At 67.2% G+C, this 26898-nt stretch carries 29 protein-coding genes; 8 read left to right on the top strand and 21 right to left on the bottom strand.

The features are described from left to right. Nucleotides 1-31: 31 nt before the first annotated feature. Together WC815_11670 and solA are read right to left on the bottom strand one after the other, a co-directional pair. Complete coding sequence (locus WC815_11670) at nt 32-775, bottom strand: HAD family acid phosphatase (GenBank protein MFA5909428.1); 744 nt, start codon at nt 773-775, stop codon at nt 32-34. A gap of 15 nt (nt 776-790) precedes the next feature. Beyond that, complete coding sequence (solA, locus tag WC815_11675; protein ID MFA5909429.1) at nt 791-1906, bottom strand: N-methyl-L-tryptophan oxidase; 1116 nt, start codon at nt 1904-1906, stop codon at nt 791-793. Between the two features lie 22 nt (nt 1907-1928). On the opposite strand from solA, the gene WC815_11680 reads away from it, so the two are divergent. After that, nucleotides 1929-4439, top strand: a complete 2511-nt coding sequence (locus WC815_11680) for a fused MFS/spermidine synthase (GenBank protein MFA5909430.1) — start codon at nt 1929-1931, stop codon at nt 4437-4439. On the opposite strand, the gene WC815_11685 is transcribed toward WC815_11680, so the two are convergent. Next, nucleotides 4436-4852 carry a hypothetical protein gene (locus WC815_11685; protein MFA5909431.1) on the bottom strand — a complete coding sequence of 139 codons (417 nt, stop codon included), beginning with the start codon at nt 4850-4852 and terminating at the stop codon, nt 4436-4438. The genes WC815_11680 and WC815_11685 overlap by 4 nt on opposite strands. Nucleotides 4853-4987: 135 nt before the next feature. Between WC815_11685 and WC815_11690 the strand changes: the two genes are divergently transcribed. Next, nucleotides 4988-6046, top strand: coding sequence for a glycoside hydrolase family 88 protein (locus WC815_11690; GenBank protein MFA5909432.1), 1059 nt, complete (start codon nt 4988-4990; stop codon nt 6044-6046). A 19-nt stretch (nt 6047-6065) separates the two neighbouring features. After that, on the top strand, nt 6066-6488 hold the full coding sequence (locus WC815_11695) for a hypothetical protein (protein ID MFA5909433.1): 423 nt from the start codon (nt 6066-6068) through the stop codon (nt 6486-6488). A gap of 25 nt (nt 6489-6513) precedes the next feature. On the opposite strand, the gene WC815_11700 is transcribed toward WC815_11695, so the two are convergent. Genes WC815_11700 through WC815_11745 form a run of 10 tightly spaced genes read right to left on the bottom strand, consistent with a single transcriptional unit; the run spans nt 6514 to nt 12959 of the window. Further along, the gene (locus WC815_11700) at nt 6514-7188 is read right to left on the bottom strand and encodes an ABC transporter ATP-binding protein (protein ID MFA5909434.1); all 675 of its coding nucleotides are present in this window, start codon (nt 7186-7188) and stop codon (nt 6514-6516) included. A 51-nt stretch (nt 7189-7239) separates the two neighbouring features. Next, on the bottom strand, nt 7240-8463 hold the full coding sequence (locus WC815_11705) for a lipoprotein-releasing ABC transporter permease subunit (GenBank protein MFA5909435.1): 1224 nt from the start codon (nt 8461-8463) through the stop codon (nt 7240-7242). 2 nt (nt 8464-8465) lie between these two features. Continuing rightward, nucleotides 8466-9971: a lysine--tRNA ligase gene (lysS, locus tag WC815_11710; protein MFA5909436.1), complete on the bottom strand. Its 1506-nt coding sequence runs from the start codon at nt 9969-9971 to the stop codon at nt 8466-8468. Beyond that, nucleotides 9964-10437, bottom strand: a complete 474-nt coding sequence (gene nusB / locus WC815_11715) for a transcription antitermination factor NusB (protein ID MFA5909437.1) — start codon at nt 10435-10437, stop codon at nt 9964-9966. Before nusB ends, lysS begins: the two co-directional genes overlap by 8 nt. Further along, nucleotides 10434-10874 carry a 6,7-dimethyl-8-ribityllumazine synthase gene (ribH, locus tag WC815_11720; GenBank protein ID MFA5909438.1) on the bottom strand — a complete coding sequence of 147 codons (441 nt, stop codon included), beginning with the start codon at nt 10872-10874 and terminating at the stop codon, nt 10434-10436. The genes nusB and ribH overlap by 4 nt, the downstream gene beginning before the upstream one ends. Continuing rightward, on the bottom strand, nt 10874-11656 hold the full coding sequence (locus WC815_11725) for an enoyl-CoA hydratase-related protein (protein ID MFA5909439.1): 783 nt from the start codon (nt 11654-11656) through the stop codon (nt 10874-10876). The genes ribH and WC815_11725 overlap by 1 nt, the downstream gene beginning before the upstream one ends. Before the next feature lie 20 nt (nt 11657-11676). After that, the gene (locus tag WC815_11730; protein ID MFA5909440.1) at nt 11677-12051 is read right to left on the bottom strand and encodes a VanZ family protein; all 375 of its coding nucleotides are present in this window, start codon (nt 12049-12051) and stop codon (nt 11677-11679) included. Continuing rightward, complete coding sequence (locus tag WC815_11735) at nt 12048-12221, bottom strand: hypothetical protein (protein MFA5909441.1); 174 nt, start codon at nt 12219-12221, stop codon at nt 12048-12050. Before WC815_11735 ends, WC815_11730 begins: the two co-directional genes overlap by 4 nt. Beyond that, nucleotides 12221-12580, bottom strand: a complete 360-nt coding sequence (locus WC815_11740; protein MFA5909442.1) for a DUF6677 family protein — start codon at nt 12578-12580, stop codon at nt 12221-12223. Before WC815_11740 ends, WC815_11735 begins: the two co-directional genes overlap by 1 nt. Before the next feature lie 10 nt (nt 12581-12590). After that, nucleotides 12591-12959 carry a DUF2085 domain-containing protein gene (locus WC815_11745; protein ID MFA5909443.1) on the bottom strand — a complete coding sequence of 123 codons (369 nt, stop codon included), beginning with the start codon at nt 12957-12959 and terminating at the stop codon, nt 12591-12593. Between the two features lie 115 nt (nt 12960-13074). Between WC815_11745 and WC815_11750 the strand changes: the two genes are divergently transcribed. The 4 genes from WC815_11750 to WC815_11765 are packed head-to-tail and all read left to right on the top strand — an operon-like array spanning nt 13075 to nt 19403. Next, nucleotides 13075-13770, top strand: coding sequence for a TetR/AcrR family transcriptional regulator (locus WC815_11750; GenBank protein MFA5909444.1), 696 nt, complete (start codon nt 13075-13077; stop codon nt 13768-13770). Next, nucleotides 13760-14920 carry an efflux RND transporter periplasmic adaptor subunit gene (locus tag WC815_11755; GenBank protein MFA5909445.1) on the top strand — a complete coding sequence of 387 codons (1161 nt, stop codon included), beginning with the start codon at nt 13760-13762 and terminating at the stop codon, nt 14918-14920. Before WC815_11750 ends, WC815_11755 begins: the two co-directional genes overlap by 11 nt. Nucleotides 14921-14954: 34 nt before the next feature. Next, nucleotides 14955-18425, top strand: coding sequence for an efflux RND transporter permease subunit (locus tag WC815_11760; GenBank protein MFA5909446.1), 3471 nt, complete (start codon nt 14955-14957; stop codon nt 18423-18425). 3 nt (nt 18426-18428) lie between these two features. Then, a complete protein-coding gene (locus tag WC815_11765; GenBank protein MFA5909447.1) occupies nt 18429-19403 on the top strand; it encodes a TolC family protein in 975 nt (324 codons plus the stop codon). On the opposite strand, the gene WC815_11770 is transcribed toward WC815_11765, so the two are convergent. The 8 genes from WC815_11770 to WC815_11805 all read right to left on the bottom strand — a co-directional run bounded on the left by WC815_11770 (nt 19400) and on the right by WC815_11805 (nt 26271). Beyond that, complete coding sequence (locus tag WC815_11770; GenBank protein ID MFA5909448.1) at nt 19400-19825, bottom strand: cytochrome c; 426 nt, start codon at nt 19823-19825, stop codon at nt 19400-19402. The genes WC815_11765 and WC815_11770 overlap by 4 nt on opposite strands. After that, a complete protein-coding gene (locus WC815_11775; GenBank protein MFA5909449.1) occupies nt 19822-20232 on the bottom strand; it encodes a cytochrome c in 411 nt (136 codons plus the stop codon). Before WC815_11775 ends, WC815_11770 begins: the two co-directional genes overlap by 4 nt. 4 nt (nt 20233-20236) lie before the next feature. Continuing rightward, nucleotides 20237-21178: a carbohydrate kinase family protein gene (locus WC815_11780; GenBank protein ID MFA5909450.1), complete on the bottom strand. Its 942-nt coding sequence runs from the start codon at nt 21176-21178 to the stop codon at nt 20237-20239. Beyond that, a complete protein-coding gene (gene mtnP / locus WC815_11785; protein ID MFA5909451.1) occupies nt 21175-22035 on the bottom strand; it encodes an S-methyl-5'-thioadenosine phosphorylase in 861 nt (286 codons plus the stop codon). Before mtnP ends, WC815_11780 begins: the two co-directional genes overlap by 4 nt. Before the next feature lie 13 nt (nt 22036-22048). After that, a complete protein-coding gene (gene mce / locus WC815_11790) occupies nt 22049-23314 on the bottom strand; it encodes a methylmalonyl-CoA epimerase (protein MFA5909452.1) in 1266 nt (421 codons plus the stop codon). Continuing rightward, a complete protein-coding gene (gene meaB, locus WC815_11795) occupies nt 23314-24342 on the bottom strand; it encodes a methylmalonyl Co-A mutase-associated GTPase MeaB (protein MFA5909453.1) in 1029 nt (342 codons plus the stop codon). Before meaB ends, mce begins: the two co-directional genes overlap by 1 nt. A gap of 39 nt (nt 24343-24381) precedes the next feature. Next, nucleotides 24382-25524, bottom strand: coding sequence for an acyl-CoA dehydrogenase family protein (locus WC815_11800; protein MFA5909454.1), 1143 nt, complete (start codon nt 25522-25524; stop codon nt 24382-24384). 120 nt (nt 25525-25644) lie between these two features. Beyond that, nucleotides 25645-26271 carry a LecA/PA-IL family lectin gene (locus WC815_11805; GenBank protein MFA5909455.1) on the bottom strand — a complete coding sequence of 209 codons (627 nt, stop codon included), beginning with the start codon at nt 26269-26271 and terminating at the stop codon, nt 25645-25647. A 116-nt stretch (nt 26272-26387) separates the two neighbouring features. Between WC815_11805 and WC815_11810 the strand changes: the two genes are divergently transcribed. Beyond that, the gene (locus tag WC815_11810; GenBank protein MFA5909456.1) at nt 26388-26891 is read left to right on the top strand and encodes a hypothetical protein; all 504 of its coding nucleotides are present in this window, start codon (nt 26388-26390) and stop codon (nt 26889-26891) included. The last annotated feature ends 7 nt before the right edge of the window (nt 26892-26898 follow it).

Genomic DNA, 26898 nt, shown 5'->3' on the forward strand with positions numbered 1-26898 from the left:
GTCTACAGCTGTGCAACGGTGACGAGACACGTTATTGCCAGCTCCCATACATGGGGTTCGGGACGAGGAAATACCTGACGCCGAAATCGGTGAACGCCGGCGCCCCTTGCGCCTTGCTCGATTGCGCGAGCCGCGGGAAGTCGAGAATGTTGTCGCCGACGAACGCGACGATGTCGGTCGGCGCGCTGCTGGCCGGCGATCGGCCGGCGGCCACCGCGTCGAAGCGGGGGTTCTTGTCGGACGGCGTGCCGTCCTCGCGGCACAGCATCGCGTCGAACACCAGCGCATGCGCGGTGAACACGGCCTGCGTGTCTTCGCACTCGGATTGCAGCCGGTTGGTGACGATGGCAATGCGCCCGCCGAGTGCTTTCACGCGCGACAGGAACGCCGCGGCCCCCGGCAGCGGCGTCGCCTCGCGGCGCTTCACCCACGCATTCCAGCTCGGCGCCGTGAAGCCGAGACCGAGACGGGCCCGCTCGAGCTGATAGGTCGAGTTGTCAATCACGGTTTCGTCGGCATCGAGGACCACGGCCCAGCTCCCTGGCGGCCGCGCCGCGGCCGCCTGTTCCACGCGCGCGGTCGCGAGCCGGTACACCTGGTAGAGGGCGGCGCGGTACTCGGCGGACTCACGAACCCAGCGGACGCTGTCGGGAGCGGCGGGCGTCGCGGTTGCCGCGGCGGGCGGCGGGGCGGGCCCAGTGGCGACCGGCGCCTGCTTCGGCGCACAGGCCGCCATCGACACCAACAAGACGAGGGACACCAATGATGCGCGCATGCCGCATCATAGCCTTCACCGGAATCGTCGTGGATCGAACAATGCGATGGCGTGGCGTGTTGCCCCGCCGGTGGCCAGGTCGGCGAGAATCTCGCCAATCACGCTCGCGAACTTGTAGCCGTGACCCGAGCACGGCGAGGCAATGACCACCTGCTCGTGATCCGGATGGAGGCCGATCACGAAATGATGATCGGGCGTGAGCGTGTACTTGCAGGAGGCGGTCTCGACGAGCGCTCCGGACGCGAGCGACGGCAGGCACGGCGCCAGCGCGGCCCGCATCGAGGGCTCGTCACCGTTCCTGGTCCTGAAGAATGCCACCTTGACGCGGCCATCCTCCTCCGCCGGAAAGCCATAGAACTGCCCCCCCTCACCGAGGTCCCAGATGTAGATCGGGAAGCGATCCGCGGCATACGGCGCCGCCCCGCCCGAAGGATCGAACCAATACAGCACTTGCGGCTCGACTTCGAGCGGCAGCCAATCCAGCTTCAAGAGCTGAGACGCCCACGAGCCGGGCGCCAGGATGAGCCGCCCGGCCTCGTACTTCGATCGAGTGGTCGTGACTTCGACCGTCTCCGACGACGTGATGCGCCAGTCTGTGACCGGCTCGTCGAAATGCAGGTGCGCGCCGTTATCGACCGCGACATCCAAATGGGCCCGAATCGCTTCTTCCGGGAAAAGTGAACCTGCTTCCTTTTCGTAGAAAGCGACAGTTCCTTGACGGGGCGTGAAGGGCGGGAACCGGCGGTGGATTTCCGCGGCGTCGAGCATTTCGTGAGCGAGGTCGTGCTCGCGGGCGCTGCGGAGGCTGCCGCTGACCACGTCGCTGTCGGGCGCGCCAATCATCAGCCCGCCGGTGATCTGCAGGAGCCGCCGCCCGGTGTCGGTCTCGAGACGCCGCCACAACTCGTAGGCGCGGCGCAGCAGCGGCACGTAGGCGGGATCCTCGAAGTAAGCCAGCCTGATCACGCGCGAGCGGCCGTGGCTCGACCCGTTCGCGTGCGCGGGCTGAAACTGCTCGATGCCGAGCACGCGCTGGCCGCGAGACGCCGCATGGGCGGCCGCGGCGCTGCCCATGCCGCCAAGCCCGATCACGATCACGTCGAAGCCGGACGCCTCACCGATGGACCCCATGCGCGGTGTAGGATGCCACCGAGTGAGTGCGTCGCGCGAGTTTTCATATCGGGGCTGGGATCGGACCTGGCTCCTCATCCTGTTCGCCCTGAGCGGATGCGCCGCGCTGATCTACGAAACGGTCTGGTTTCACCTCGTCCAACTGGTGGTCGGCGCCTCCTCCATCTCGGTGGCGGTGCTGCTGTGCAGCTTCATGGGCGGCATGGCGCTCGGCAGCGCCTGGCTGCCACGGTTGGTGCCGGCGACGGCCCACCCCTTGCGCGTGGTCGCGGCGCTCGAAGCGGGCATCGGCGTGCTGGGGATCCTGATTCCGCTGGCGCTCCCGTTCGTTCAGCAGGCGTACGTGGCCATCGTCGGCTACGGCTACGGGAGCGTCCTGCTCAGGGCGCTGGTGTGCGCGCTGATTCTCACGCCGCCGACCATGCTGATGGGCGCGACGCTGCCGGCGATTTCGCGCTGGCTGGCGTCCGCGCGTGAGGGCGCTGCGGAAACCGGCCTGCTGTACACGGCCAACATCGCGGGCGGCGCCGTCGGCACCGTGCTCGCGGGCTTCTACCTGCTGCGGGTCTACGACACCGTGATTGCCGGCGCGGTGGCGGTCGCCATCAACGCCGTCGTGGCCGTCGTGGCCTGGCGGATGTCCGCGCGCCACGCCTACCAGCCCCGGCCAGACCCGGCGGCTTCGGCTACCGAGACCATGGTCCAGCTATCCACCTTCGCCAAGGCTACGGTGGTCAAGAAGCCGGACGCCACATCCGAAGGGCCGGACGCCACATCGCGGGTCCACCTGCACGCGGCGCCAATCTACCTGGTCGCCGCGCTGTCGGGCCTGACGGCGCTCGGCGCCGAAGTGGTGTGGACGCGGCAACTCTCGCTGCTCTTCGGCGCCAGCGTCTACACGTTCTCGCTGATCCTCGCCGTGTTTCTGGCCGGCCTGGGTGCGGGCAGCTTCGGCGGATCGGTAATCGCGCGACGCACCCGGGACCCGGTCGGCATGCTGGGCCGCATCCAGGTCCTGCTCGCCGCGGCGATTGGCTTCGGCGCCTGGATGATCGTGCACGCGTTGCCGTTGTGGCAACCGACGCGGGAGTTTCTTCCCTGGGTGCGATCGACACCGTCGTACGCATTCACGTTCGACGCGCTCCGGTGCGCGGCGGCGTTGCTGCCGGCCACGCTGTTGTGGGGCGCGAGCTTTCCGCTCACTCTCGCCGCGGCCCCTCGACTCCGCGCGGGACAGGGAGGCTCCGGCTTCGGGCGGCACGTCGCCCGCGTCAACGCCATCAACACGGCCGGCGCCCTCGCGGGCACGCTGGCGCTGACACTCGTGGGCATTCCGTACCTCGGCAGCCAGGGCGCGCAACAGTTCCTGGTCCTGGTGTCGGCCGCCGCCGGCGCGGCCCTCCTCTGGAGGGCCACGGCTCGCCCGCGGCTGCTGACCATGGCCGTGGCCTTGATCATTGCCACGGCCGCCTTCGCCATCGTCCCGCCGGTGCCCGGCCGGCTGATCGCGTACGGCCGATCGGTGAACTCGTGGGCGTCGATCAAGCGCTTTCTCTATCTCGCGGAAGGCGCCACCGCTTCAGTGGCGGTCACGGAGGGCGTCGGCGGCACGCGCCAGTTCCACATTGCGGGCAAGGTCGAGGCCTCGGACCTCGACGTGGACATGCGGCTCGAGCGGATGCTCGGGCATGTGCCGGCCCTGATCCACCCGCGCCCGCGCTCGATTCTGATCGTCGGTGTCGGGGCCGGCGTCACCGCCGGCGCGCTCTCCATTCACCCCGAAGTCGAGCGCATCGTCATCTGCGAGATTGAGCCGATGGTGCCGCAGAGCGCCCGGCTGTATTTCGGGGAGGAGAACCATCACGTCTTCGACGACCCGCGCGTCGAGTTGATCTTCGATGACGCGCGGCATTTCCTGCAGACGACGCGGGAGCGCTTCGACATCATCACCTCGGATCCGATTCATCCGTGGGTCCGCGGTGCGGCCACCCTCTACTCGCTCGAGTACCTGCAATTGGCGCGCGCGCACCTCAACCCCGGGGGCGTCGTCACGCAGTGGATTCCGCTGTATGAAACGGACGAGCGGTCCGTGAAGAGCGAGATCGCCACCTTCGCGCAGGTCTTCCCTGACACGACACTGTGGAATCCCGACATGCTGGAAGAAGGCTACGACCTGGTGGCGCTCGGACGCGTGGCACCCGCGCCGATCAGCGAGGCGGCGATCGACGCACGTCTCGCCGCGAGCGCGGTAGTGCGGAAGTCACTGGCGGATGTGACGCTGAAATCAGCCGCCGCCATCCTGGGAACCTACGCGGGGCGACGCGAAGACCTCGCGCCGTGGCTGGCGGGCGCCGAGATCAATCGCGAGCGACACTTGCGGCTGCAATACCTGGCCGGCCTGGCGGCCAATGTTGACGAGCGCTACCTGATCTTCCAGGCGATGCTGAAGTACCGGAAATATCCGGCGGACCTGTTCGTAGCGTCCGCCGAACTCGAAGCGCAACTGCGGCGCTGGTACGCGCCGCAGCCTTAGCCTTTCTTCTTGCCGGTGCCGGTCTGGCTGAACTGGCCGCCGGCCATGTCCTGCTTTACGACCAGCGCGCCGTCCTTCAAGGTGACGGTCATCACCACGTCGATGGCGCCCTGCGGGCCTTCCTGGTTCCACTTCAGCACGAGGTCGGCGCCCGGCATGGTGATGTCGGTGATGCTCACCGGACCGCCGCGGCCGCCGCCCAGTTCCGCCGCCACCTTGCCGCCCACGTCGGTGATGCTCAGCGGACGTTCCTGGGGCCCGCGACGCCCTTCAATGGTCAGCACCCACTCGCCGACGAACGCCTTGGCCTTGGCGGTGTCGAGAGCCGACGCTTTGCCCTGGGCAGCCGCCAGCGACGGCATGGTCAACGCAATGGCGCACGCCGCGAAAAATAGAACGGTCTTGCGAATCATTCCTGTCTCCTTCAGCGAGTCCTCGGTGCCTCGATCCGCAGGCGCCGGAGAACTCGACGGTATGGTGTCTATACGTGGCGACTCGCCCCGGTGCTTACTGGCGGGTGTAGGATGCCCGACAGCGAGGCGATGCGCATGAGATTCTCGGCAACCACGGCCGTGGCGGTGATGGTGCTCCTGGCGGCGTCTGGGGCCGGATTTGCCCGCCAAACCGCCCAACCCATGACGGACCGGCCGCCGCTGGAGGTGGCCCAGGTGCTGGCCGCGCGCTATCCAGCCGACCCCATCATGAGCTACATCCCGGCGCTCTCCTGGTCCGGGTCGTTCCGGCTGGCCGCCCTGACCGGCGAAGAGAAATGGCGCGACAAACCGCGGGCACAGATGGCGGCGTTCCTCTCCGGCCAGGCTCCGGCGATTGCCGAACCGCACCGCCTGACGAGCCTGGCCGGGCACCTGGCCTTTGCGGACGCCGCCACGCTGGACGGCAACGCCGCGGCCGGAGCCCTGGCCCGGAAAGCAGCGGCCTTCATCGTCTCAGAGGCGCCCGACGAAGGCTTTCGCTTCTCGACGCACTGGACCGACGACATGTTCATGTTGAGTTCGGTGTTGTTGCGCGCCGACAGCGGCACATACGGCGAGTTGGTGCGCGTCATGCTGACGACCTACTCGAACAAGCTGCAACGGCCCGACGGCCTCTTCAATCACGCCCCAAACGGGCCGCACCCATGGGGCCGCGGCAACGGCTTTGCGCTGCTCGGCCTGACCGAGGCGCTCACCCACCTGCCGGAGTCGTGGCCGAACCGGGCGATGGTCCTCGACATCTACCGCAGGCACGTCACGGCGCTGGTCAAGCACCAGTCCGATGACGGCAGTTGGCGCCAGGTGATCGATGAACCGGCGAGCTATCGCGAGCTCACGGCCACGGCGATGATCGTGGCGGCCATGTCACGTGGCGTCGCCCGCGGCTGGATCGATCGCGCCACGTATCGGCCGATCATCGATCGCGGATGGAAGGCGGTGGCGGCACGGGTGATGGACGACGGCAGCGTGCGCGACGTGTGTTCGGGCACGGGTGCCGGGCCGACGAAGGAGTACTACCTGAACAGACCTGTCGTGAACGGCGCCGACGATCGCGGCGGCGCCATGGCGCTGCTCGCGGCGATTGAAGTGGAGACGCTGCGCCGGGTCCGTTAGGACAACACAGGAGGGCCAGATGGACGCAAAGCGATTCGTGATTGGCACCCTTGCCGGCGGCATCGCCGTGCTCGCGACCGGCTACCTGATTTTCGCGATGCCACCCTTCCGAGAGTTCTACGCCGACGCCATGACCTCCGGGTCGGCAACGGGCGTGCAGCGGGATTCGCCGTTGCTCTGGGCGGTGGCCCTGGGGGCCCTCTCATACAGCGCGCTTGTCACCCTCGCGATCGGGACGCGGGCCGGCGCCGTGAACATCGGCGCAGGAATCCGGATCGGCGCGCTCGCCGGCTTCCTCCTCTGGCTCACGGCGGACTTGATGTTCTACGGCATCAGCAACGTCGGAAACCTGACGAGCGCCGTCCTCGACCCACTGCTCGAGCTCGTGCCCGGCGCGATCGCGGGCGGCGTCATCGCTGCCGTAGTCGGAAAGGTCCGTTAACCGAGACTCAACCCGCGACGCCTTTTCATGCCGGGGTCAGGCGGCCGCCCTCGAGGCGAAGGGTGCGGTCGCACCGCGCCGCCAGGCGCGGGTTGTGCGTGGCGATGACGGCGGTGAGGCCGAACTCGGCGTGCATGGCGCGCAGCAGCTCGTGCAGCGAATCGGCCGTGGCTTCGTCCAGGTCGCCGGTCGGCTCGTCGGCCAGCAGCAGCGACGGCTGCATCACCAGCGCCCGCGACACGGCGACGCGCTGCTGCTCGCCGCCGGACAGCATGCCGGGCCGATGATCGAGGCGTTCGCCGAGCCCGACGCGGCGCAACAGCGCCTCGGCGCGCGGCCGCGCCGCCCCCACCGACAGCCGCGCGATGCGCATCGGCATCATCGCGTTCTCGAGGGCCGTGAACTCCGGCAGCAGGTGATGGAACTGGAACACGAAGCCGATGTGCCGGTTCCGGAACGCCACGCGCGCCTCATCGCTCATGCCGGTGATGTCGTGCTCGCCCACCCGCACCGTGCCGCCGTCGATGGTGTCGAGCCCGCCCATCACGTGCAGGAGCGTGCTCTTGCCGACCCCGGAGGCGCCCATGATGGCCACCATCTCGCCCTTCTCGACCGAGAGGTCGAGATCGCGCAGGACATGGAGCCGGTTCCCCGCCACGCTGTAATACTTGTTCAACTCCGACACAGTGATGAACGCCATAATCCCTACGAGCGCGAAGCGCGAGCCCCACGAGCGCCGAAGGCGCGAGCCCTACTCATAGCGAAGAGCCTGCGCCGGATCGAGGCGCGCCGCCTGTCGTGACGGGTATAGCGTGGCCGCGAAACAGACCAGGATCGCCGCTATCACCACCATGGCCAGATCCCACGGCAACAGCTTGAACGGCAGGTAACTCACCTGGTAGACGTCGCTGGGAATGGTAATCAGACGGTAGCGATCGAGCACGTAGGCCGCCGCCGTGCCCAGCGTGGCGCCGACAATGGTGCCGAGCACGCCGATGATCGTGCCCTGCAGCAGGAAAATCAGCGTGATGCTCCGGGCCGACGCCCCCATCGTCTTCAGGATGGCGATGTCGCGGGTCTTCTCCATGACCAGCAGGATCAGCGAGGCGACGATGTTCAGCGCCGCCACCATCACGATCAGGCCGATGCCGATGCCCATGCCGATCTTCTCGAGCAGGAGCGCCGAATAGAGCTGCTGGTTGAGGTCGCCCCAGTCGGAGGTGACGTACTCGGTGCCGAAGTCAACGGCGATGTCGTCGGCGATCCGCGGCGCGTCGTAGACGTCGGCCACCTTGAGCTCGATGCGATCGACGTGATCGGTGCCGGACAGCCGCATCGCCGTGTCGAGCGAGACGAGGCCGGTGCCGTTGTCCACCTCATAGAGGCCGAGGCGGAAGGTGCCCACCACCTTGAAGCGGCGCTGCCGCGGCATCACGCCCATCGGCGACAGCGTGCCGTTGGGCGTCAGCAGCGTCACGGTGTCGCCGACCATCGCGCCAATCGAGCCGGCGAGGTCCTTGCCCAGCACGATGCCGGGGAACTCATCCGCCGAGGCCGGCGTCAGCTGATCGAGCGAGCCGTCGGTCAGGACGCGGCCGATGTCGGTCACGCCGGGCTCGAGCGCCGGGTCGATGCCCTTGATCTGCACGAAGCCCTCGCCCTTGGTGCTGGTGATCATCGCCTTGGCTTCCACCGCCGGCGCCGCGCCGATCACGCCGGGCACGGCCCGGAGCTTCGCCACTTCCGCGTGGTAGTCGGTGATGCCGGCCGGCTTCCACACGAAGACGTGCGCGGACGAGCCGAGGATGCGGGACTGCAGTTCCTGCTGGAGGCCGGTCATCAGCGCCAGCGCGATGACCAGCGCCATGACCCCGACCATCACGCCGGCGGTCGAGACCAGTGAAATGACGGAGATGAACACCTGGCGGCGCTTGGCCAACAAGTAGCGCAGCGCGACCTGGAGTTCGAAGGGCATGGCTACTCGTCGGCCCGCGGCCGCATCAGCGGGAACAGGATGACGTCGCGGATCGACTGCGAGTTCGACAGCAGCATCACCAGGCGGTCGATGCCGATGCCTTCCCCGCCGGCCGGCGGCATGCCGTATTCGAGCGCGCGCACGTAGTCTTCGTCCATGGCGTGCGCTTCCTGGTCGCCGGCGGCGCGGTCGCCGAGCTGGGCCTCGAAGCGGCGCCGCTGCTCGACCGGGTCGTTCAGCTCGCTGAAGGCATTGGCCACTTCGAAGCCGCCGACGTACAACTCGAACCGCTCCACCGTGTCCGCATCGTCGGGCCGCTGCTTCGACAGCGGTGACACTTCAGTCGGGAAATCGTGGACGAAGGTCGGCTGAATGAGGTCCTTCTCCCACAGCGCTTCGAAGATGTTGCTGGCAATCTTGCCGGCGCCGGCGCCCTTGGGCGCATCCACACCGAGGCGGGAGGCAATCTGCCGGGCCGAATCCAGGTGGCGAAGTTCCTCGACCAGGACGGTGGTCCCGAGCCGTTCGCCCGCCTTCTGCGCGGCCGCATCCCGCAGCGACAGCCGCCGGAACGGCGCGGCGAAGTTGATCTCGTGATCGCCGAACGGGAACCGCGTCGTCCCGATGACCTGCTGGGCCACGGTTGCCAGCAGCTCCTCGGTGAAGGTCATCAGCCGCTGGTAGTCCACGTACGCCCAGTAGAACTCGAGCATCGTGAACTCGGGGTTGTGCTGGGTCGAGATGCCTTCGTTGCGGAAGTTGCGGTTGATCTCGAACACCCGCTCGACACCACCCACCGTCAGGCGCTTCAAGTACAGCTCCGGCGCGATGCGCAGGTAGAGCTTCATGTCGAGGGTGTTGTGATGCGTCACGAACGGGCGCGCGAGGGCACCACCCGCGATCGGCTGCATCATCGGCGTTTCCACCTCGAGGAAGCCGCTCGCCGTGAGGAAGTCGCGAACCGCCGACACCGTGCGCGTGCGGATCTCGAACACCCGCCGCACGTCCGGATTGACGATGAGGTCGAGGTAGCGCTGGCGGTAGCGGGTTTCCACGTCCTGCAGGCCGTGCCACTTCTCCGGCAGCGGCAGGAAGCACTTGGCCAGGAAGTCCAGCCGCGCGGCCCAGATCGACAACTCGTTGGTCTTGGTGCGGAACAGGTGTCCGCTCACGCCGACCTGGTCGCCAATGTCGAGCAGCTTCGACAACTGGTAGTCGCGCTCGCTGAGCGCGTCCTGGCGCAGGTAGACCTGCAGGCGCGAGCGGCCGTCCGACAGCACCAGGAAGCTGGCCTTGCCAAAGCTCCGGATGCTGACAATGCGCCCGGCGGCGATCGTGTGCACCCTGGGGTTCTCGAGCTCGTCGACGGTCTTCCGGCTGTAGGCCTCGACCAGGTCGCTCACCGTGTGCGTGGTGTCGCACTTGTTCGGGTAGGCGGCAAAGCCGAGGCGGGTAATCGCCTCGAGATTGGCCTTCCGCTGCTCGGTCTGGACAACTTCACTACTCATTAACGAGTCCTTCGTCCTTCAACTTGCGATACACGCCGTCGAGGACGCCGTTCACGAACTTGGCCGCTTCGTCCCCGCTGTAGGCGCGGGCGAGCTCGATCGCCTCGCTGATCACCACGCGCGGCGGGCTCTCGCGATGGGTCATCATCTCCTCGACGGCCAGGCGCATGACCAGGCGGTCGAGTACCGCCATGCGCTCCACGCGCCAGTTCTTGGCGGCGTCGCCGATGCGTTCGTCGAGTACGTCTCGCTTGGCCAGCGCGCCCTTGACCAGGGCGATGACGAACGCGTGCTGGTCTTCACCCGGATCGGTCACGTCCGGCGGGCCGGCGTGATGCAACACGCCGAGCGCCTGCTGAGGCGTGAGGCCGCCGATTTCGCATTCGTACAGGGCCTGCAGCGCCGCGGCGCGGGCGTTATGCCGGCCCGTCCAGCGCGAGCCGGTGTCAGGTGCTTCACTGCTCACAGCCGGCCATCCCCGAGCCGCGCGAACAGCCGCGCCATGTCGAGCGCCGCGGCCGCGGCCTCGCGCCCCTTGTGGGCCGGACCTGGCGCCACGCGTTCAAGCGCTTCTTCCGCCGAGTTGGTGGTCAGCACGCCGAACGACATCGGCACGCCCGTGCTCGCGGCCGCCGCGGTAATGCCATGCGCGCACGCCGAGGCGATGTACTCGAAGTGCGGTGTCTCGCCGCGAATCAGGCACCCGAGGCAGATCACCGCCGCCACCTGTCCGGTCTCCGCGATCCGCTGCGCGGCCATCGGAATCTCGAACGCGCCCGGCACCCGCACGACCTCGATCGCCGCGCCGCTCACACCCGCGTCGGCAAGCGCCGCCGTCGCCCCCTCGAGCAACCGCTCGGTGATGAAGTCGTTGAAACGGGCGACGACAATGGCAATACGCATTACTTGCCTTGCCAAACGGCGCGGCGCTTCTCGAGAAAGGCCTTGGTGCCTTCGCGCATGTCTGCGGACGACGCGATGGTGCCGAACAGCGTGGTTTCCAGGTACTCCGCGGCGGCGAAGGGCATCTCCGCTCCCTGGTTCACCGCCTCGAGAATGTACTGGACGGCGATCGGCGCCTTCGCGGCGAGCGCCTGCGCCAGCTTGTTCGCCTCGGCCATCAACTCGGCCGCCGGCACCACGCGATTGACCAAACCAATCTCGTAGGCACGCTGTGCCGAGACCAGGTCGCCGGTCAGCAGGATCTCGAGGGCCACGCCCTTGCCCACCAGGCGCGGCAGCCGCTGGCTGCCGGCGTAGCCAGGGAGCAGCCCGAGGTTCACTTCGGGCTGGCCGAAGCGCGCGGTGTCGGCCGCCAGGCGCATCGTGCACGCCATGGCCAGCTCGCAGCCGCCGCCCAGCGCGAAGCCGTTGATCGCGGCAATCACCGGCTTGCCCAGCTGCTCGATCGCATCGAAGATCAGTTGGCCGTGGCGGGCGTGCTCCTTGCCTTGCACGGGCGAGAGCATCGCCAGCTCGTTGATGTCGGCGCCGGCCACAAACGACTTCTCGCCCGCACCGGTGAGGATGACGGCGCGCACGCCGGCATCGGCCTTGAGGGCCGCCATCACCGTTGCGAGTTCGGCGAGGGTTTGACCGTTGAGCGCGTTGAGGACTTTGGGTCGGTTGAGGGTTACGACGGCGACCGCGCCGTCACGTTCGAGCAGAAGGTTGTCAAAGGTCATGAGAGCCCCGTCCGCAGGCGTCAATCGGCCCGCGGCGCAGCCTTCATGATACCCCACGCCCCTGCCACGCCGAGGGCGAGCAGCGCCCCGGTCGCGTCGTTGCCCAAATCGCGCAACTCGGCGGTCCGGCCCGGCACGTGCATCTGGTGCCACTCATCGGTCACGCCGTAGGCGGTGGCGATGAGCCAGGCCGCCAGGAGCGCGCGCCGCGTGACGCCCGACCACCGCCCGCCCGCCGCCGCCCGCAGCGTCACCAGGGCCAGGCCGGCGTAGCCGGTCATGTGCAGGACCGTGTCTGAAAACCACGAGCCGACGGGCCCGGGCACCGAACTCAGGGACGAGCCGTAGAAGATCGCCGCCATGTAGAGGGCGACCGGGGTCCAGAGGGGGATCAAAGCGGGAGCGCGCGCATCAGCCATCCCAACACGAGGGCCGCGCCGACGAAGCTGCCAAACAGCGAGAGGCCCATCTTCACCTGGTCCGTGGGCGTCTCTTTCGCGATGGTCGCAAAGATCAGCGAGACAAACGCCGCAAACAGGACCAGGAGGCCGAAGTGGCTGGTCATTACTTGCGGCCCAGCCGGACGTCGTAAGCGTCGATCACCACCAGGGTATTCAGGAGCCCCGACACGATCAGAAACGCGTTGCCGTATTCATAGGAGGCGTCGGTGACGACGCCCTTGCCCAGTTCGAGGACCGTCGCGATCACGTACGGCAGCCCCACGCCGACGTTTGCCAGCGCGGCGAGGCCGACGAGCGGTTCGGAGAACACAAACGGGAACAAGCGCCCGTTGAGGGCAAGGCCGATGGCAAACATGGCGGGCAGGGCGAGCAGGAAGATCAGGCCCTTCTGCCGTCGTCCTTGCATCAGGTGACCGGCGCCCGGCACCAGCCACGACACAACACACACAACGGCAGGCGGCACGACAGCGAGTTTACCTCAGGTCTTTTGCCGCGACCGCCGCGACGATGGCGCCGGCGGTGACACCGAGCGGCACGGCGAGCACGGCGCGGGTCACGTTCGAACCATCCCACGCGCCGATGATGCCGGTCGCCCACGACATGGCCGTCGGCACGACAGCAATCGCGAACGCATTCAACGCGACCCGCGGGTTGACCGGCCGGCTGGCGCGCAGCCGGCGGACCAGGAACCAGGCGAGCAGGCCGGCGGCGACGCCCAGATACAGGCCGGTGCATCGGGCGCAGACCGGCAGTTGCCGTCCGGCGAGAAAGAACGAGCGGTCGGGCAACTGGTGGCAGACCACGCCGCCAATCGAATAGGTAAACGCGGCGAGAAAAGCCAATAGAACAGCCAATTTGCACCATTTTTACCATTAATCCCATGGTCTCTTGTGAAATTTGGAACTTGCTTTGTCCCCCCGTCGTCTAACACCCTTAGAATACTAAACACTGTTCAATATGGGTATTGAAGACCGACGCGACCGCGAACGCCAAGCCGTTACCGACTCCATCCTCGACGCCGCCCGCGAACTCTTTCTTGCGGAAGGGTACCAACGGGTCTCGATTCGAAAGATCGCTGAACGCATCGAGTACAGCCCTGCGGCGATCTACAGCTATTACCCGAGCAAGGACGACATCTTCCTGGCCCTGGCCAAGGAAGGCTTCTATCGCCTCGACATCAAGGTGCGCGCGGCGATGGCGTCCGGCGATGCCCTCGAGAACGTGCGCGCCGGCTGGTGGGCCTTCTTCGAGTTCTCCAAGGAACAACCGGAATACTTCCTGTTGATGTTCGTGGACCGATCGGTGCCGCGCATCACACAGCAATGGGAGGGCTTCGAGTTCCTGCAGCAGTTGCTGGCCGGTGCCGTGGCAGCCATCCAGAAGGCCATCGACGCCGGCGCCTTCCCCGCCACGCTCAATCCCGATGCGGCGATGCACATGTTGTGGGCCGGCCTGTTGGGTCCGGCCATGCTCGGCATCCGCCACCGCCTGGCCTCCGGCGAAGACTACGACGCGCTCGCGCGCGACGTACTCAACGCCACCATCGCCGGCCTGCAAGCCGGCGTCAACACTACCTTTGTGTCTTGCAAGTGTGCTGAAGAAGGAATCGCGGGCGCACTGGTGCCTGCTGGAGCGACCCGTCATGAATCGTAGTGTTGTCGTGATCAAGATTCTCCCTGCCGTCGCCCTGCTGGCGTCGTCGTTGATTGCCGCCGGCTGCGGAGCGCCGGAGACGACCGCCCAGGCCGCACCCGAAACCACGGCGCCGGCCGTCGTCGCGATCGACGTCCCCACCGTCACGGCCAGCGTCGGCACGGTCGAGGCCTCGCTCGAGATCTCGGGCACGCTCGCGCCGCTCAGCCGCGTGGCCGTGAAGCCGAAGCTGCCGGGCGCCATCGAGCGCATGCTCGTGGACATCGGCGACGCCGTCACCATGGGCCAGACCATTGCCACCATCGATCGGCGCGAGATTGACGCGCAGGCCGATTCGGCGGTCGCCGCTGTCGCCGTTGGCCAGGCGGCGCTGGAAACCGCGGAGGCCGCGCTCGCCAATGCCGTGCTCGAGCACGATCGCGCCAAGAACCTGTTCGACCGGGGCGCCCTGCCGCGCCAGCGCCTCGACGGCGCGCAGACCGCGCACCGCTCCGCCGTCGCCCAGCGCGACCTGGCCACCGCCAACCTCGCCCAGGCCCAGGCGGCGCTGCGTCGCGCGCGCGAGGTGCAGCGCAACGCCACCATCACCTCGCCGGTGACCGGCTACGTGGTGGAGCGCAACTACGATGCGGGCGCGATTCCCGGCGATCTGCCGGTGGTGGTGGTCGCCGACATGCGCCAGATGAAGCTCGAAGCCGGCGTCTCGGAACTGGAAGCCGGCCGGCTGCGCGTCGGCCTCAAGGCCAACGTCTCGGTGCAGGCCAAGCCCGGCCAGACCTTCCAGGGCCGGTTGGCCGCCATTGCCCCCGAAGTGGACGAGCGGAACCGTCACTTCATGATCGACGTGCGTGTGCCGAACGACTCGCGGGCCCTGCTGTCCGGGATGTACGCCTCCGCCCGCATCATCGAGGCGACCGCCGCCGATGCCGTGCTGGTGCCTAAGGAAGCCGTCACGACCAGCAACGGCAAGCGAATCGTCCAGAAGGTCCAGGGCGACACGGTCACGGCGGTCGAGGTCACCGAAGGCCTGGCCGACGGCACCCGCGTCCAGATCGTGGCTGGAGTCGCCGCCGGCGACACGGTGATGGCCGACGCGCGACGGCAGCTGCCGGCCGGCGCGAAGATCCGCGGCATCCCGGCGGCGCGCTAGCCGCGACGAACACCTGAAGAGTTGAGAACCGATCATGTGGATTTCCGATACCTCGATTAAGCGGCCCGTCTTCGCGACGATGGTCATCGTCAGCTTCATGGTGCTGGGCGCGGTCTCGATGACGCGCCTCGGCATCGACCTGTTTCCCGAGGTGAACTTCCCCTTCGTCAACGTGTCGGTGGTCTACCCCGGCGCCGGCCCCGAAGAAGTGGAAACGCTGGTGACGCGCCCGATCGAAGACGCGGTCGCCGGCATCAACGGCGTGAAGCGCGTGATTTCGACCTCGACCGAGGGGTTCTCTCGCGTCGGCATCGAATTGCGCCTCGAGGTGGACCCGCAGGCGGCCACCGCCGAGGTTCGCGAGAAGGTCGCCGCCATCCGCGAGCGGCTGCCCGAGCAAATCAAGGACCCGACGATTCAGCGTTTCGACGTCGCGGCGCTGCCGATTGCCATCTACGCGGTCGGTTCCACCCAGCCGTCCGACGTGACGCGGCGCACCGTGGAAGACGACATCAAGCCGCTGCTCGGTCAGATCGACGGCGTCGCCGCCGTCGAAGTGAACGGCGGCCAGGTGCGCGAGCTGCAGGTCAACCTCGATCCCCGCCGGCTCGAGGCGCTGAACCTGCCGCTCACCGAGGTCGCGGCGAAGCTGGCGGCCGACAACCTGGACGTGCCCGGCGGGCTGGTCCGCCGTGACGGCAAGGCCGTGTCGCTGCGCACCCAGGGTCAGTACCAGTCGGCGTCTGAAATCGAGGACGTCATCCTGCGTTCCGTCGGCGGCTCCACGGTCCGCGTGAAGGACGTCGGCACGGTGGTAGACGGCTACGAGGATCGCGCCTCGACCACGCGCCTCGACGGCGCCGACGCGGTGTCGTTCTCGATCCGCAAGCAGTCCGGCGCCAACACGGTTGAAGTGCAGACCAAGGTGGACGCGGCGCTCGCCAGGGCGGCCACCAGCTTCCCGCAACTGCAGATCAAGACGGTGCACACCGACGCCGAAGCGATCATGGAGAACGTGACCGACGTGCGCGGCCACATCATCTTCGGCGGCATCATGGCCGTGCTCGTGGTGTTCGTGTTCATGCGCGACTGGCGCTCCACCGCGATCACCGCGCTGGCGCTCCCGACCTCGGTGATTGCGACCTTCTTCTTCATGTATGCGATCGGCTTCACCATCAACATGATGACGTTGATGGCGCTATCGCTGGTCATCGGCATCCTGATCGACGATGCGGTGGTGGTGCGCGAGAACATCTATCGCCACATGGAAATGGGGGAAGACCCGGTGACTGCCGCCCGCCGCGGCACCTCCGAGATCGGCCTGGCCGTGATGGCCACCACGTTCACGATCCTGGCGGTGTTCCTCCCGGTCGGCTTCATGACCGGCATCGTCGGGCAGTTCTTCAAGTCGTTCGCCCTGACGATTGCGTTCGCGGTGTCGATCTCGCTGCTGGTCGCGTTCACGCTCGACCCGATGCTGTCGTCGCGGTTCGTGCGGTTCATCCCGCTGGAGGAACGCACGCGCACGCGGTTCGGCCGCTTCCTGGAGCGGGTCGGCGGCTTCTACGACCGCATCGACCGGCACTACCACCGCCTGCTCGGCTGGGCGATGAACCACCCCTGGAAGATCGTGGCGACGGCGACGGTGGTGTTCCTGGCCAGCATGTCCACGCTCAGCGTCATCGGCACCGAGTTCGTGCCGGCGGAGGACCGCGGCGAGTTCGTGGTCAACGTCGAGGCGCCGCCCGGCACGTCGTTCGAGCAGACCGTGGCCTACGTCGATCAGGTGGAACACGTCGTCAGGGCGCTGCCGGAAGTGCGGCAGATTTTCTCGACGGTCGGCTTCGAAGGCAGCACGCTCAAGGCCAACCTGCGGGTGAAGGCCGGCAAGAAGCACGAGCGGGAACGCGGCCTGGCCGCGCTCAAGGACGACATGCGCCAGCGGCTCACCACCATCCCGCTGCTCAAGATGACGGTCGCGGATCCGGAGATGATGCAGGGCGCGCCCACCCAGGCGCCGCTCAGCGTGTTCGTGCGCGGCGACGACATCGCCGAGCTGCTGCGGTTGAATGACGAAGTGGTCGCGAAGGTGAAGGCGGTGCCCGGCGCCGTGGACGTCGACAGCACCCTCGAGTCGGGCCAGCCGGAGATGGTCGGCAAGGTCAACCGCGAGCTGGCCGCCGACCTCGGCTTCGACGTCGGCTCGGTGGCCATGCAGCTGCGCGGCATGGTGGAGGGCGTGGTGCCGACCCGCCTGCGCGAGCACGACAAGGAATACGACATCCGCGTGCGGCTGGCGCCCGAGTTCCGCAACGACTTCGAGTCGATCGCGCGGACGCCGCTCTACTCGCCCAACGGCGCGGTGGTGCGCACGCGTGACATCGTCCGGCTGGAGCCCGAAGTGGGCCCCGCGGCGATCGAGCGCGAAGGCCGCCGGCGGCAGGCGAAGATCAACATCGAGCTGGCCGACCGATCGCTGGGCGAGGTGACCGCCGACGTCGCCAAGGTGATGGCGGGCGTCACGCTGCCCCCTAACTTCGAATGGGGTTTCTCCGGCGACGTCGAGCTGATGCAGGAATCGGCGGCGGCCATGGGCCTGGCGCTGCTGCTGGCGACCGCCTTCATCTACATCGTGCTGGCGTCACAATTCGAATCGTTCCTCGAACCGTTCCTGATCATGATCTCGCTGCCGCTCGCCCTGGTCGGGGCGCTGCTCGCCATCCTGCTGACCGGGAAGAACCTGGGCATGCCGGCCATGATCGGGGTGGTCATGCTGATGGGACTGGTCACCAAAAACGCGATCCTGCTCGTGGACCTCACGAACCAATACGTCGGCGAAGGCATGGGCGTGCGCGAGGCGCTGCTCAAGGCCGGCCCGATCCGCCTGCGGCCGATCCTGATGACGACCATCGCGATGATCCTCGGCATGTTGCCGTCGGCCATGGGCCAGGGCGAAGGCAGTGACTTCCGCTCGCCCATCTCGATTGCCACCATCGGCGGCCTGATCACCTCCACGCTGCTGACGCTGGTGGTCGTGCCGGTGGCCTACCTTCTGCTGGCGCGCGCCGCCGAGCGGGTCGCCGCTTGGCGGGCGCAGCCGTCGGCCGGCGTGCCGCCGGCCGTGCGCGTCGCCGGCGTGGTGCTGATCGTCGCGCTCATGGGCTGGCTGTTGTCCACCACCAGCGCGTTTGCGCAAACCGCCGGCGCCTCGACGGCGCCGGCGCGACCGAGCGACGTGGTGACCCTGACCTTCAACCAGGCCCTCGAGCGCGCGCTGTCGGCCAACGAAGGATTGAAGGTGGCGCAGGAGAAGGTCGTCGAGACCCAGGCCCGCGTGCAGGAAGCGAAGACCAGCTTCCTGCCGCAGGTCAATCTCGGCTACACCTACCTGCCCTCGCAGCGCTTCCCGGTGATTCGCATTCCGGCCGGCGTCTTCGGCCCAGAGGAGCAGACGTTCCAGGCCGCCTTCAGCCGCGAGAACGCCATGCAGCTGTACATCAACTAGCCGATCTACACCGGCGGCCGCCTGAACCACGCTTACGGCATCACCACTTCGTCGCTCGACGCGTCGAAGCTGGACCTGGATCGGACCCGGCAGGAGATTGAATACCGGGTGGTCGAAAGCTTCTATGCCGCGCTGATGAACAAGCGCGGCGTGGCGGTGGCCGACGAACAGGTCCGGCTGACCGAACGGCAGCTCGAGCTGGCCAAGGCGCGCTTCGAATCCGGCACCGTGGCCCGGCTCGACGTGCTGCAGGCCGAGGTCGAGCTGGCCAACGCCAAGGCCCGGCGGATCCAGGCCCGGGCGCAGGTTGACACGTCGATCCAGGCGCTACGCGGCGTGCTGTCGATGCCGCAGACGCAGCGCCTCGAACTCGAGGGTTCGCTGGACGAGCCGGTGGCCGGCCACGCCCGCGCGCAGCTCGACGAGGAACTCCCCAAGCGCCCGGACCTCCAGGCGTACGCGGCGCGGCGGCAGGCCGCGGAGTACGCGTCGAACCTGGCGCAAAGTGAATGGAAGCCGAGCCTGTCGTTCACCGGCAACATGCAGTATCAGCAGGACTCGCTGAACAACTTCCTGTCGCGCGACAACCAGAGCTACGCGTTCGGCCTGAGTCTCAACGTGCCGCTGTTCTCGGCGCCGGGCGCCGCCGCCCGCCGCGGCATCGCCCAGTCACAGATGCGCCAGGTCGAACACGGCCTCCGCTACGCCACCGACAACGCGCGACTCGAACTGGAGTCGGCGTGGACCGCGCTGGAATCATCTGCTGAAGTGGTGGCGACCCAGGAAAAGGCGCTGGAACTGGCCCGCGAGAGCGTGTCGATTGCGCAGGTGTCGTACGAGAACGGCGTGATCACGTCGGCCGAACTGAACGACGCGCAGGTTCGCCTGCTGCAGACGGAGTGGTTGTTGATGCAGGCGAAGTACTCGCGCATCACGGCGGCGGCCCGGGCCAAGGTCGCGGCCGGGGTGTCGTCCTAACGCTGCGGCTTTTCCATCTTGATCGCGCTCAACGCCTCTTTCCCGACCGGCAGATCCAATTCGCCCGTGGGAAAGTTATTGAGCTTCAAGAGGTAGGCCATCACGTCGACGTACTCTTCCGGCTTCATGCTGCCGGGGGCCTCTTCCGGCATCGTGTCGCTGATCACGTCGAACATCTCCCACATCGGCTTACCCGCAAAGCTCGTGTAGAACAGGTCGTCGGTAAAGCGATTCGGTGCGTGGCAGCTGGCGCACTTGCTGCGAAACAAGACCTGCCCGCGGTCGGCCTGGGCGGCCGTGTACACCCCGGCCTGTACCGATTTCTGGCCCTGGCCGTTCATCGCGAGCGACGAGGCTGTTACCAGGAGCACGGCGCAGACGGCCAGTCCCGCCGAAGCGCCGCAGGCGCGAAGGCGGATCATTTCTTCGGCTTCTCGACCTTGATGTTGGCCATCGCGCCGGCGTTGCCCGGCAACTCCCCCTCGCCGGTGGGGAACGCATTGAGCTGGAGGAAGTAGGCCAGGATGTCGCCATACTCCTGCGGCTTGAGGCTGCCCGGATTGTCTTCCGGCATCGTGCCGCTGGCGATGTCCCACACGTCCTTCAGCGGCTTGCCGCTCCAGGCGTCGAGGAAGGTGTCGCCGGCAAACCGCGCCGGCTCGTGGCAGGTGGTGCACTTGCTGTCGAACGCCTCCTTGCCGCGCCCGGCCTGCGCCACCGTGTAGACGCCATCGTTGGTGGACTTCTGCGGGGTCTGGCCGTTGAGGGCCACCGCGCCCACGGTGAGGGCGAGGGTCGTGCCTGCTGCGATGATGACTGTGCGAATCATGATGTTATGCCTGCAGTTTGCCGAAGTGCTGTTCGTAACGGGCCGAGAATTCGTCCCAAGTATACGCATGGGAGGTGCCGCCCAGGTGTTCCAGTGCATAGGTGGCGGCGACGCTGCCCAGCTGCGCGCACACCGTGTACGAGGCCCCCATCGCCAACCCCTTCATGAAGCCGCCGCGGAAGGCGTCGCCCACACCGGTCGGGTCCTCGATGCGGTGCGGCGTGACCGCCGGCACCTGCACGACACCGTCGCGGGTGTGGATCGCGGAGCCCTTTTCGCCGTGGGTCACGACCAGCAGCGGCACGTGCTTCAGGATCTCGGCCTCCCCCATCCCGGTCTTCTGGCGGATCAATTCGAACTCGTAGTCGTTGCAGATCACCATGAACGCCCCGGTGACGCCGTCGGCGAGCTGGTCGCCTTCCATGCGCGCGCACTGCTGGCCCGGGTCCCAGATGTACTTCAGGCCCATGGCCGCGCATTCCTCGGCGTACTGGACCATGGCGCCGGGGTCGTTCGGCGAGATGATCACCAGCGCGTTGCCCAGGTCCGGCAGCGTCCGGAATGACAGCTCACCGGCATTCGCCATCGCGCCGGTGTAGAACGACGCGATCTGGTTGGCCGAATCGTCCGTGCTGCAGAAGAACGACGCGCAGAACTTGCCGTCCACGATCTTGAGGAGCGAGGTGTCGATGTTGGCGCCTTCCATCCAGGCCTTGTAGTCGCCAACGTCCTGCCCGGCCGTGGCCATCAGGAACGGCCGCTCGCCCAGCAGCGCCAGCGTGTAGGCGATGTTCGGGCCGCAGCCGCCGCGCCGCTTGTCCATCGTATCGACCAGGAAGCTGAGCGACACCCGGTGCATGTGCTCCGGCAGGAAGTGCTCGGTGAACTTGCCGGGGAACGACATCAGGTAGTCGAACGCGATCGAACCAGTGACGATGAGTTTCATTTGATGTACTTGCCGATGATGGGCGCAAGATCGCGCCGGGTCTTCTCTGGAATGGCGCCGGCGTGCGTGATGATGGCGGTGGCCAGGGCGCTGTGCGCGGGGTCGCGATGGTCAACCTCCAGCCGCTCCACCACTTTCGCGATCACCTGCTGCGCCATCTTCGCGTTCTGGGTCAGGTTGTTGATGATCATCTCCACGGTCACCGTGTCGTGATCCTCGTGCCAGCAGTCGTAGTCGGTCACCAGCGCCATGGTCGAGTAGGCGATTTCGGCTTCACGCGCGAGCTTCGCCTCCTGCAGGTTGGTCATGCCGATGATGTCGCCGCCCCACGCGCGGTACAGCCGTGATTCCGCCAGCGTGGAAAACTGCGGCCCTTCCATGCACACGTAGGTGCCGCCACGGTGGGCCGTGGCGCCCGCTTCGGCCGCGCAGCCGGCGGCCAGCGATGACAGGTGGTGGCTCAGCGGATGCGCGAAGCCGACGTGGGCCACCACGCCGCCGCCGAAGAACGTGCTGATGCGCCCGCGCGTCCGATCGATGAACTGATCGGGGAACACGAGGTCCATCGGCCGATACTGTTCCTGCAGGCTGCCGACCGCGCTCGCCGACACGATCCACTCGACCCCGAGCAGCTTCATGCCGAAGATGTTGGCACGATAGTTCAGCTCGGTCGGCGTCAGCCGGTGGCCGGCGCCATGCCGAGACAGGAACGCCACGCGCTTGCCCCGTAACGTCGCCAGCACGTACGGCCCGGACGGGTCGCCGAACGGCGTCGTCACGACTCTCTCTTCGCGATCGGTGAGCTCGGCCATGTCGTACAGGCCGCTGCCGCCGATGATTCCAATCCGCGCCGACATTACGTATCTCCTGTCAAATCACGCGCTCCACGAAACGCTTCCCGTCCTTCTCGCGGAGGTAACCGGCCGCCATCGAGGGCTCGTGCTCGAAGAACAGCAGGTAGTCACGCGCGATGGCCTCTCGAGCGAAGGCCCGCTTGAAGGCCAGCGTATCCATGGGATACAGGTCGTAGCCCATGAGCCAGGGATCGGGAATGTGCACCGTGGTCGGATACATGTCGGCGGTGAACACCGCCGTTCGCCCGCCCGACTCGATCATCACGACCTGGTGATTCGGCGTGTGCCCTCCCGACTTTCGGTAGGTCACACCCGGCATGATCTCCGCCCCATCGTCCACCAGCGTGACGACGCCGGCGTCTTTCAGCGGGACGAAGTTCTCCTGCAGGTAGCTCGCCCGGTTCCGCTCGTGCGGGTGCGTGGCGTCTTCCCATTCCGCGCGGGTCGCGACGTATTTGGCCTTGGGAAAGCGCGGCACGATGGTCCCGTCTTTCGCCAGGGCCGTGAAGCCGCCGACGTGATCGAAGTGCAGGTGACTGGCGAGCACGATGTCAATGTCGTCGGGCGTCAGCCCGGCTTCAGCCAGCGCGTGATCGAGGTGATAGCGGCGGTCCAGTCCGTAGATGGCGGCGCTCTTGGCGTCCATCTTGTCCCCGCACCCGGCGTCGATCAGCATGGTCTTTTCGCCACGGACAATCAGCGGGCGCATGCCCAGCGGGATGCGGTTGGCGTCGTCCGGGGGCAGCCGCTTCTCCCACAACGTGCGCGGGACCACGCCGAACATGGCGCCGCCGTCGAGCCGGAAGAAGCCGTCCGACAACGAGATCAGCTCGAGGCTGCCGAGCGTGTGGCGGCCGACGGTGTGGAACAGGGGCACGCGGGGCGCCGGCTGCTTGAGCTCCACCAGCACGCCGTGCGCCGCGGAGGGATGGATGAACGCGACCAGCGCGCCTTCCGCACCGGACCGGGGCCGCTCGTCGATCAGGCGGATGCCGCGCGCCTTCAGGTGCGCAAGTGCCGCCTCAATGTCGTCCACGCGGAGCGCCACGTGATGGAGGCCAGGGCCGCGCTTTTCCAGGTACTTCGCGATCGGCGACTCGGCGGCCGTGGCCTCGAGCAACTCCAGCCTCGACTGCCCAACGGAAAGGAAATGCGCGCGGACCTTCTGCGAGGCAATCTCTTCGCTGGTCTCCACGTGCAGGCCCAGCGTGTCGCGGAAGAACGCGAGGGACGCCGGCAGGTCGCTCACGGCGATCCCAAGGTGATCGAGGACGGCTTTCATCACGGCTTGGGCCTGAGGGCCCGTAACAGGATATCCGACGCGGCGGTGTAGGGGTCCACCTCCCTCGCCGCAATGCGAGCCACCAGCGCCTCGAACTCCCCCGGGCCCAGCAGCTCTTGCTCCACCATCTCCATGAAGCGATGGGTCAGCAGATCCCGCAGCCGGAACTCGTTCCTCGCCTTGAGACGGCGGAGCCGGTTGGTCCGGCTAACCGCCTTCGCCGAGGCTTCGGCGGTCAGGAAGCCGGACGCCACATTGGCCGGGGAGCCGGACACCGCATGCTCGGAGTGGGCGCGGAACTGCCGCACCGTGGCCCACAACTCGGCCACGCCGCGGCCGGTGGTGGCCTCGGTCTTCACGATCGGCGGCCGCCATTCGCCCTCGCCGTAGGCCTGGAGCGCGAGGTTCGACTCGATCGACGTCACCATGCGGTCGGCGCCTTCGCGGTCGCACTTGTTCACCACGAAGATGTCGGCAATCTCCATGATCCCGGCCTTGAGCGCCTGCACGTCGTCGCCGGTGCCGGGCACCAGCACGACGATCGAGACGTCGGCGGTGCGGACAATGTCCACTTCGTCCTGGCCGACGCCGACGGTTTCGATGATGACGAGGGACTTGCCGGCGGCGTCGAGCACGAGCGCCGCATCGCTGGTGGCCCGCGCCAGGCCGCCCATGTGCCCGCGCGTCGCCATGCTGCGAATGAACACCTGGTCGTCCTGGGCGTGGGCCTGCATGCGCAGCCGATCGCCGAGGATGGCGCCGCCGGTGAAGGGACTGGTCGGATCCACGCAGATCACGCCGACGGTCTCGCCGGCGGCGCGCGTCTCGGTGGTGAGCCGATCGACCAGCGTGCTCTTGCCGGCGCCCGGGGGCCCGGTCACCCCGACGAGGTAGGTGCGGCCGGTATGCGGGAAGATGTCGCGAACCAGGCCGGCCGCGCTCGCGGCCTCGTCCTCGATCAACGAGATGGCGCGGGCGATCGCCCGCACGTCGCCGGACCGCACACGCTCGGCAAGTGTCAGGGGCATCTCTGTCGTCGGTGTCTAATCGATGTTAATCGGTGGCCGTCAGGCAGCCAACAACTGGCGGGCAATCACGAGGCGCTGCACCTCGCTGGTGCCCTCGCCGATCGTCAGCAGCTTGACGTCGCGGAAGAATTTCTCCGCCGGATAGTCCTTCACGAAGCCGTAGCCGCCGTGCAGTTGTACGCAGTCTTCCGAGGCGCGCACGGCGGCCTCGCTGGCATACAACTTGGCCATGGCCGACTCGAGCGTCATGCGGCGGCCCTGGTCCTTGAGCCAGGCGGCGCGATAGGTCAGCAGGCGCGCCGCTTCCACCCGTGAGGCGTGTTCCGAGAGGCGCTCCGCGATGGACGGGAAGGTGCCAATGGCGCGGCCGAACTGCTTGCGCTGGGCGGTGTAGCTCACGCTTGCCTCATAGGCGCCCTGGGCCAGGCCCACCGACAACGCGGCAATGCCGATGCGGCCGGCATCGAGCACCTGCAAGGTCTGGATGAAGCCCTGGCCTTCCTCGCCCATCAGCTGCGACGCCGGAATCCGGCAGTTCTGAAAAATCACCTCGGCCGTCTCGCTGGCGCGCATGCCGAGCTTGTCTTCCTTCTTGCCGGCCAGCAGTCCAGGGGCGCCGCGTTCGACGATGAAGGCGGAGATGCCCTTGGGGCCCTTCGCCTTGTCGGTCACCGCCATCACGACCATCGTGTGCGCCGAGGTGCCGTGCGTGATGAACGCCTTGGAGCCGTTCAGGACGTAGTGATCGCCGTCGCGAACCGCGACGGTGCGCATCGCCGCGGCGTCGCTCCCCGAGCCGGGCTCGGTCAGTCCCCACGCCGCCAGCGTCTCACCCTTGGCGAGCGGAATCAGGTACTTTTGCTTCTGCGCCTCGGTGCCGAACATCGAGATGTGCGCCGCGCCCAATCCGTTATGCGCGGCCACCGACAACGCCACGCTCGGGTCGACGCGCGCCAGTTCTTCGATGCAGATGCAGTAATCCACACCGCTCATGCCGGCGCCGCCGGCGGCCTCGGGAAACTGAATCCCCATCAGCCCCAGCTCGGCGAGCTTGGGCAGCAGTTCATGCGGGAAGTGCTGCGCGTTGTCCCACTCCATGATGTGGGGGCGCATCTCGGTTTCGGCGAATTCGCGGACAGACTTGCGGAGCAGGTGCTGCTCGTCGCTGAGGCGGAAATCCATTGGCTCGATTATAGCTGGCGGGGTGATATCCGGCTAAAGCCGGAGGAGAAATCCGGCTAAAGCCGGATGCTACAGCTGTAGCACCCGGCTTCGTCGATGTAGAGTCCGGCTTTAGCCGGACTAGTAGTAAACGACGACCCGGAAATTCCCCGAGTTGTCCGTCAGCACGTCGTCGTTGATGCCCAGGTAGAGGCGGCCGCTGCCGCGGAGGCGTACCGCACCGGTTTCGTCACCGATGAAGAACAGGTCGCCCGAGTCAGTGCCGATCTTGCCGATCAGCGCGGCGGCGTTGCGGTTGCCCATGGGGCGGCCCGGGTTGGGCGGCGAGTTGCGCTCGCCGGCGGGACCATCGCGGCGGTCGCGGCCCCAGCGCACCTGGCCCTGGGCCTCGAAGTAGACGGTCTGTCCCTGGCGAACATCAATGCCGGTGTCATTCCACGCCACGTCGGCTGACACGATAACTTGCTTTTCGCGCATGCCGGACGGCCGGTCGAAGCTGGTCGACAAGCCGCTGGTGCTGGTGCGGCTGTTCTCGAATTCGATCCGGACCACTTCGTCGCGGTCGAAGCGCAAGGTGCGGCCAGAGTTGTAGCCGCGCCGCTCTTCGAATTCGATGGTGCCGTTGCGGAACGAGATGAGCTCGCCCTGCACGCGAGAGCCATCGCGCAGGATCAGGGTGTCGGCTTGCAGACTAATGGGTAGCGCCAGCACAAGGGCCACGCGCGCGATCCAGCGTTGGGGAACCATCTGTAACCTCCTCGGGACAGTCTTTCGAGATTGACCTCGACTATTGCGAATTTCATGCCCTTTGCAGCGGCGTGGCTCTTGCAAGGGAGTCGTGGGATCATAGCATCGGAGGCGGAATGACATTTAAGACCCGACGGACCACGCTCGCACCCGTGATTGCCCTGACCATCCTGTTCCTGGCCGGCAGCGTTCGCCCGGCCCACGCCGACATCACGGCGTTTCTCGGTCTCTCGCCGACACCGGCACGGCACACGGTCAAGGGATTCAGCGGCGGCTTGTCACTGCTGGTGGTCGGGTTCGAGGTGGAATTCAGCGACCTCGGTGAAGACACGCTGGACGCGCTGCCGGGGCTCAAGACCTATTCGGGCAACGTGTTTGTCCAGACGCCGGTCGAGGTGAAGGGCACCCAGTTCTACGCCACCGCCGGGGGCAGCGGCTATCGCGAGAACCTCGGCACGCGCCAGGAAACCCACTTCGGGGTCAACGTGGGTGGCGGGGTCAAGATTCGCGTGCTGGGTCCTGTGCGGCTCAGGCTGGACTACCGAGTGTTCCAGTTGCGCGGCGAGCCCCTCTATTCGACCTACCAGCGCTTCTACGCCGGCGCGAACATCGCCTTCTGACGCGCGG

The sequence above is a fragment of the Vicinamibacterales bacterium genome (genome assembly GCA_041659285.1).
Taxonomy (GTDB): Bacteria; Acidobacteriota; Vicinamibacteria; order Vicinamibacterales; family UBA2999; genus 12-FULL-67-14b.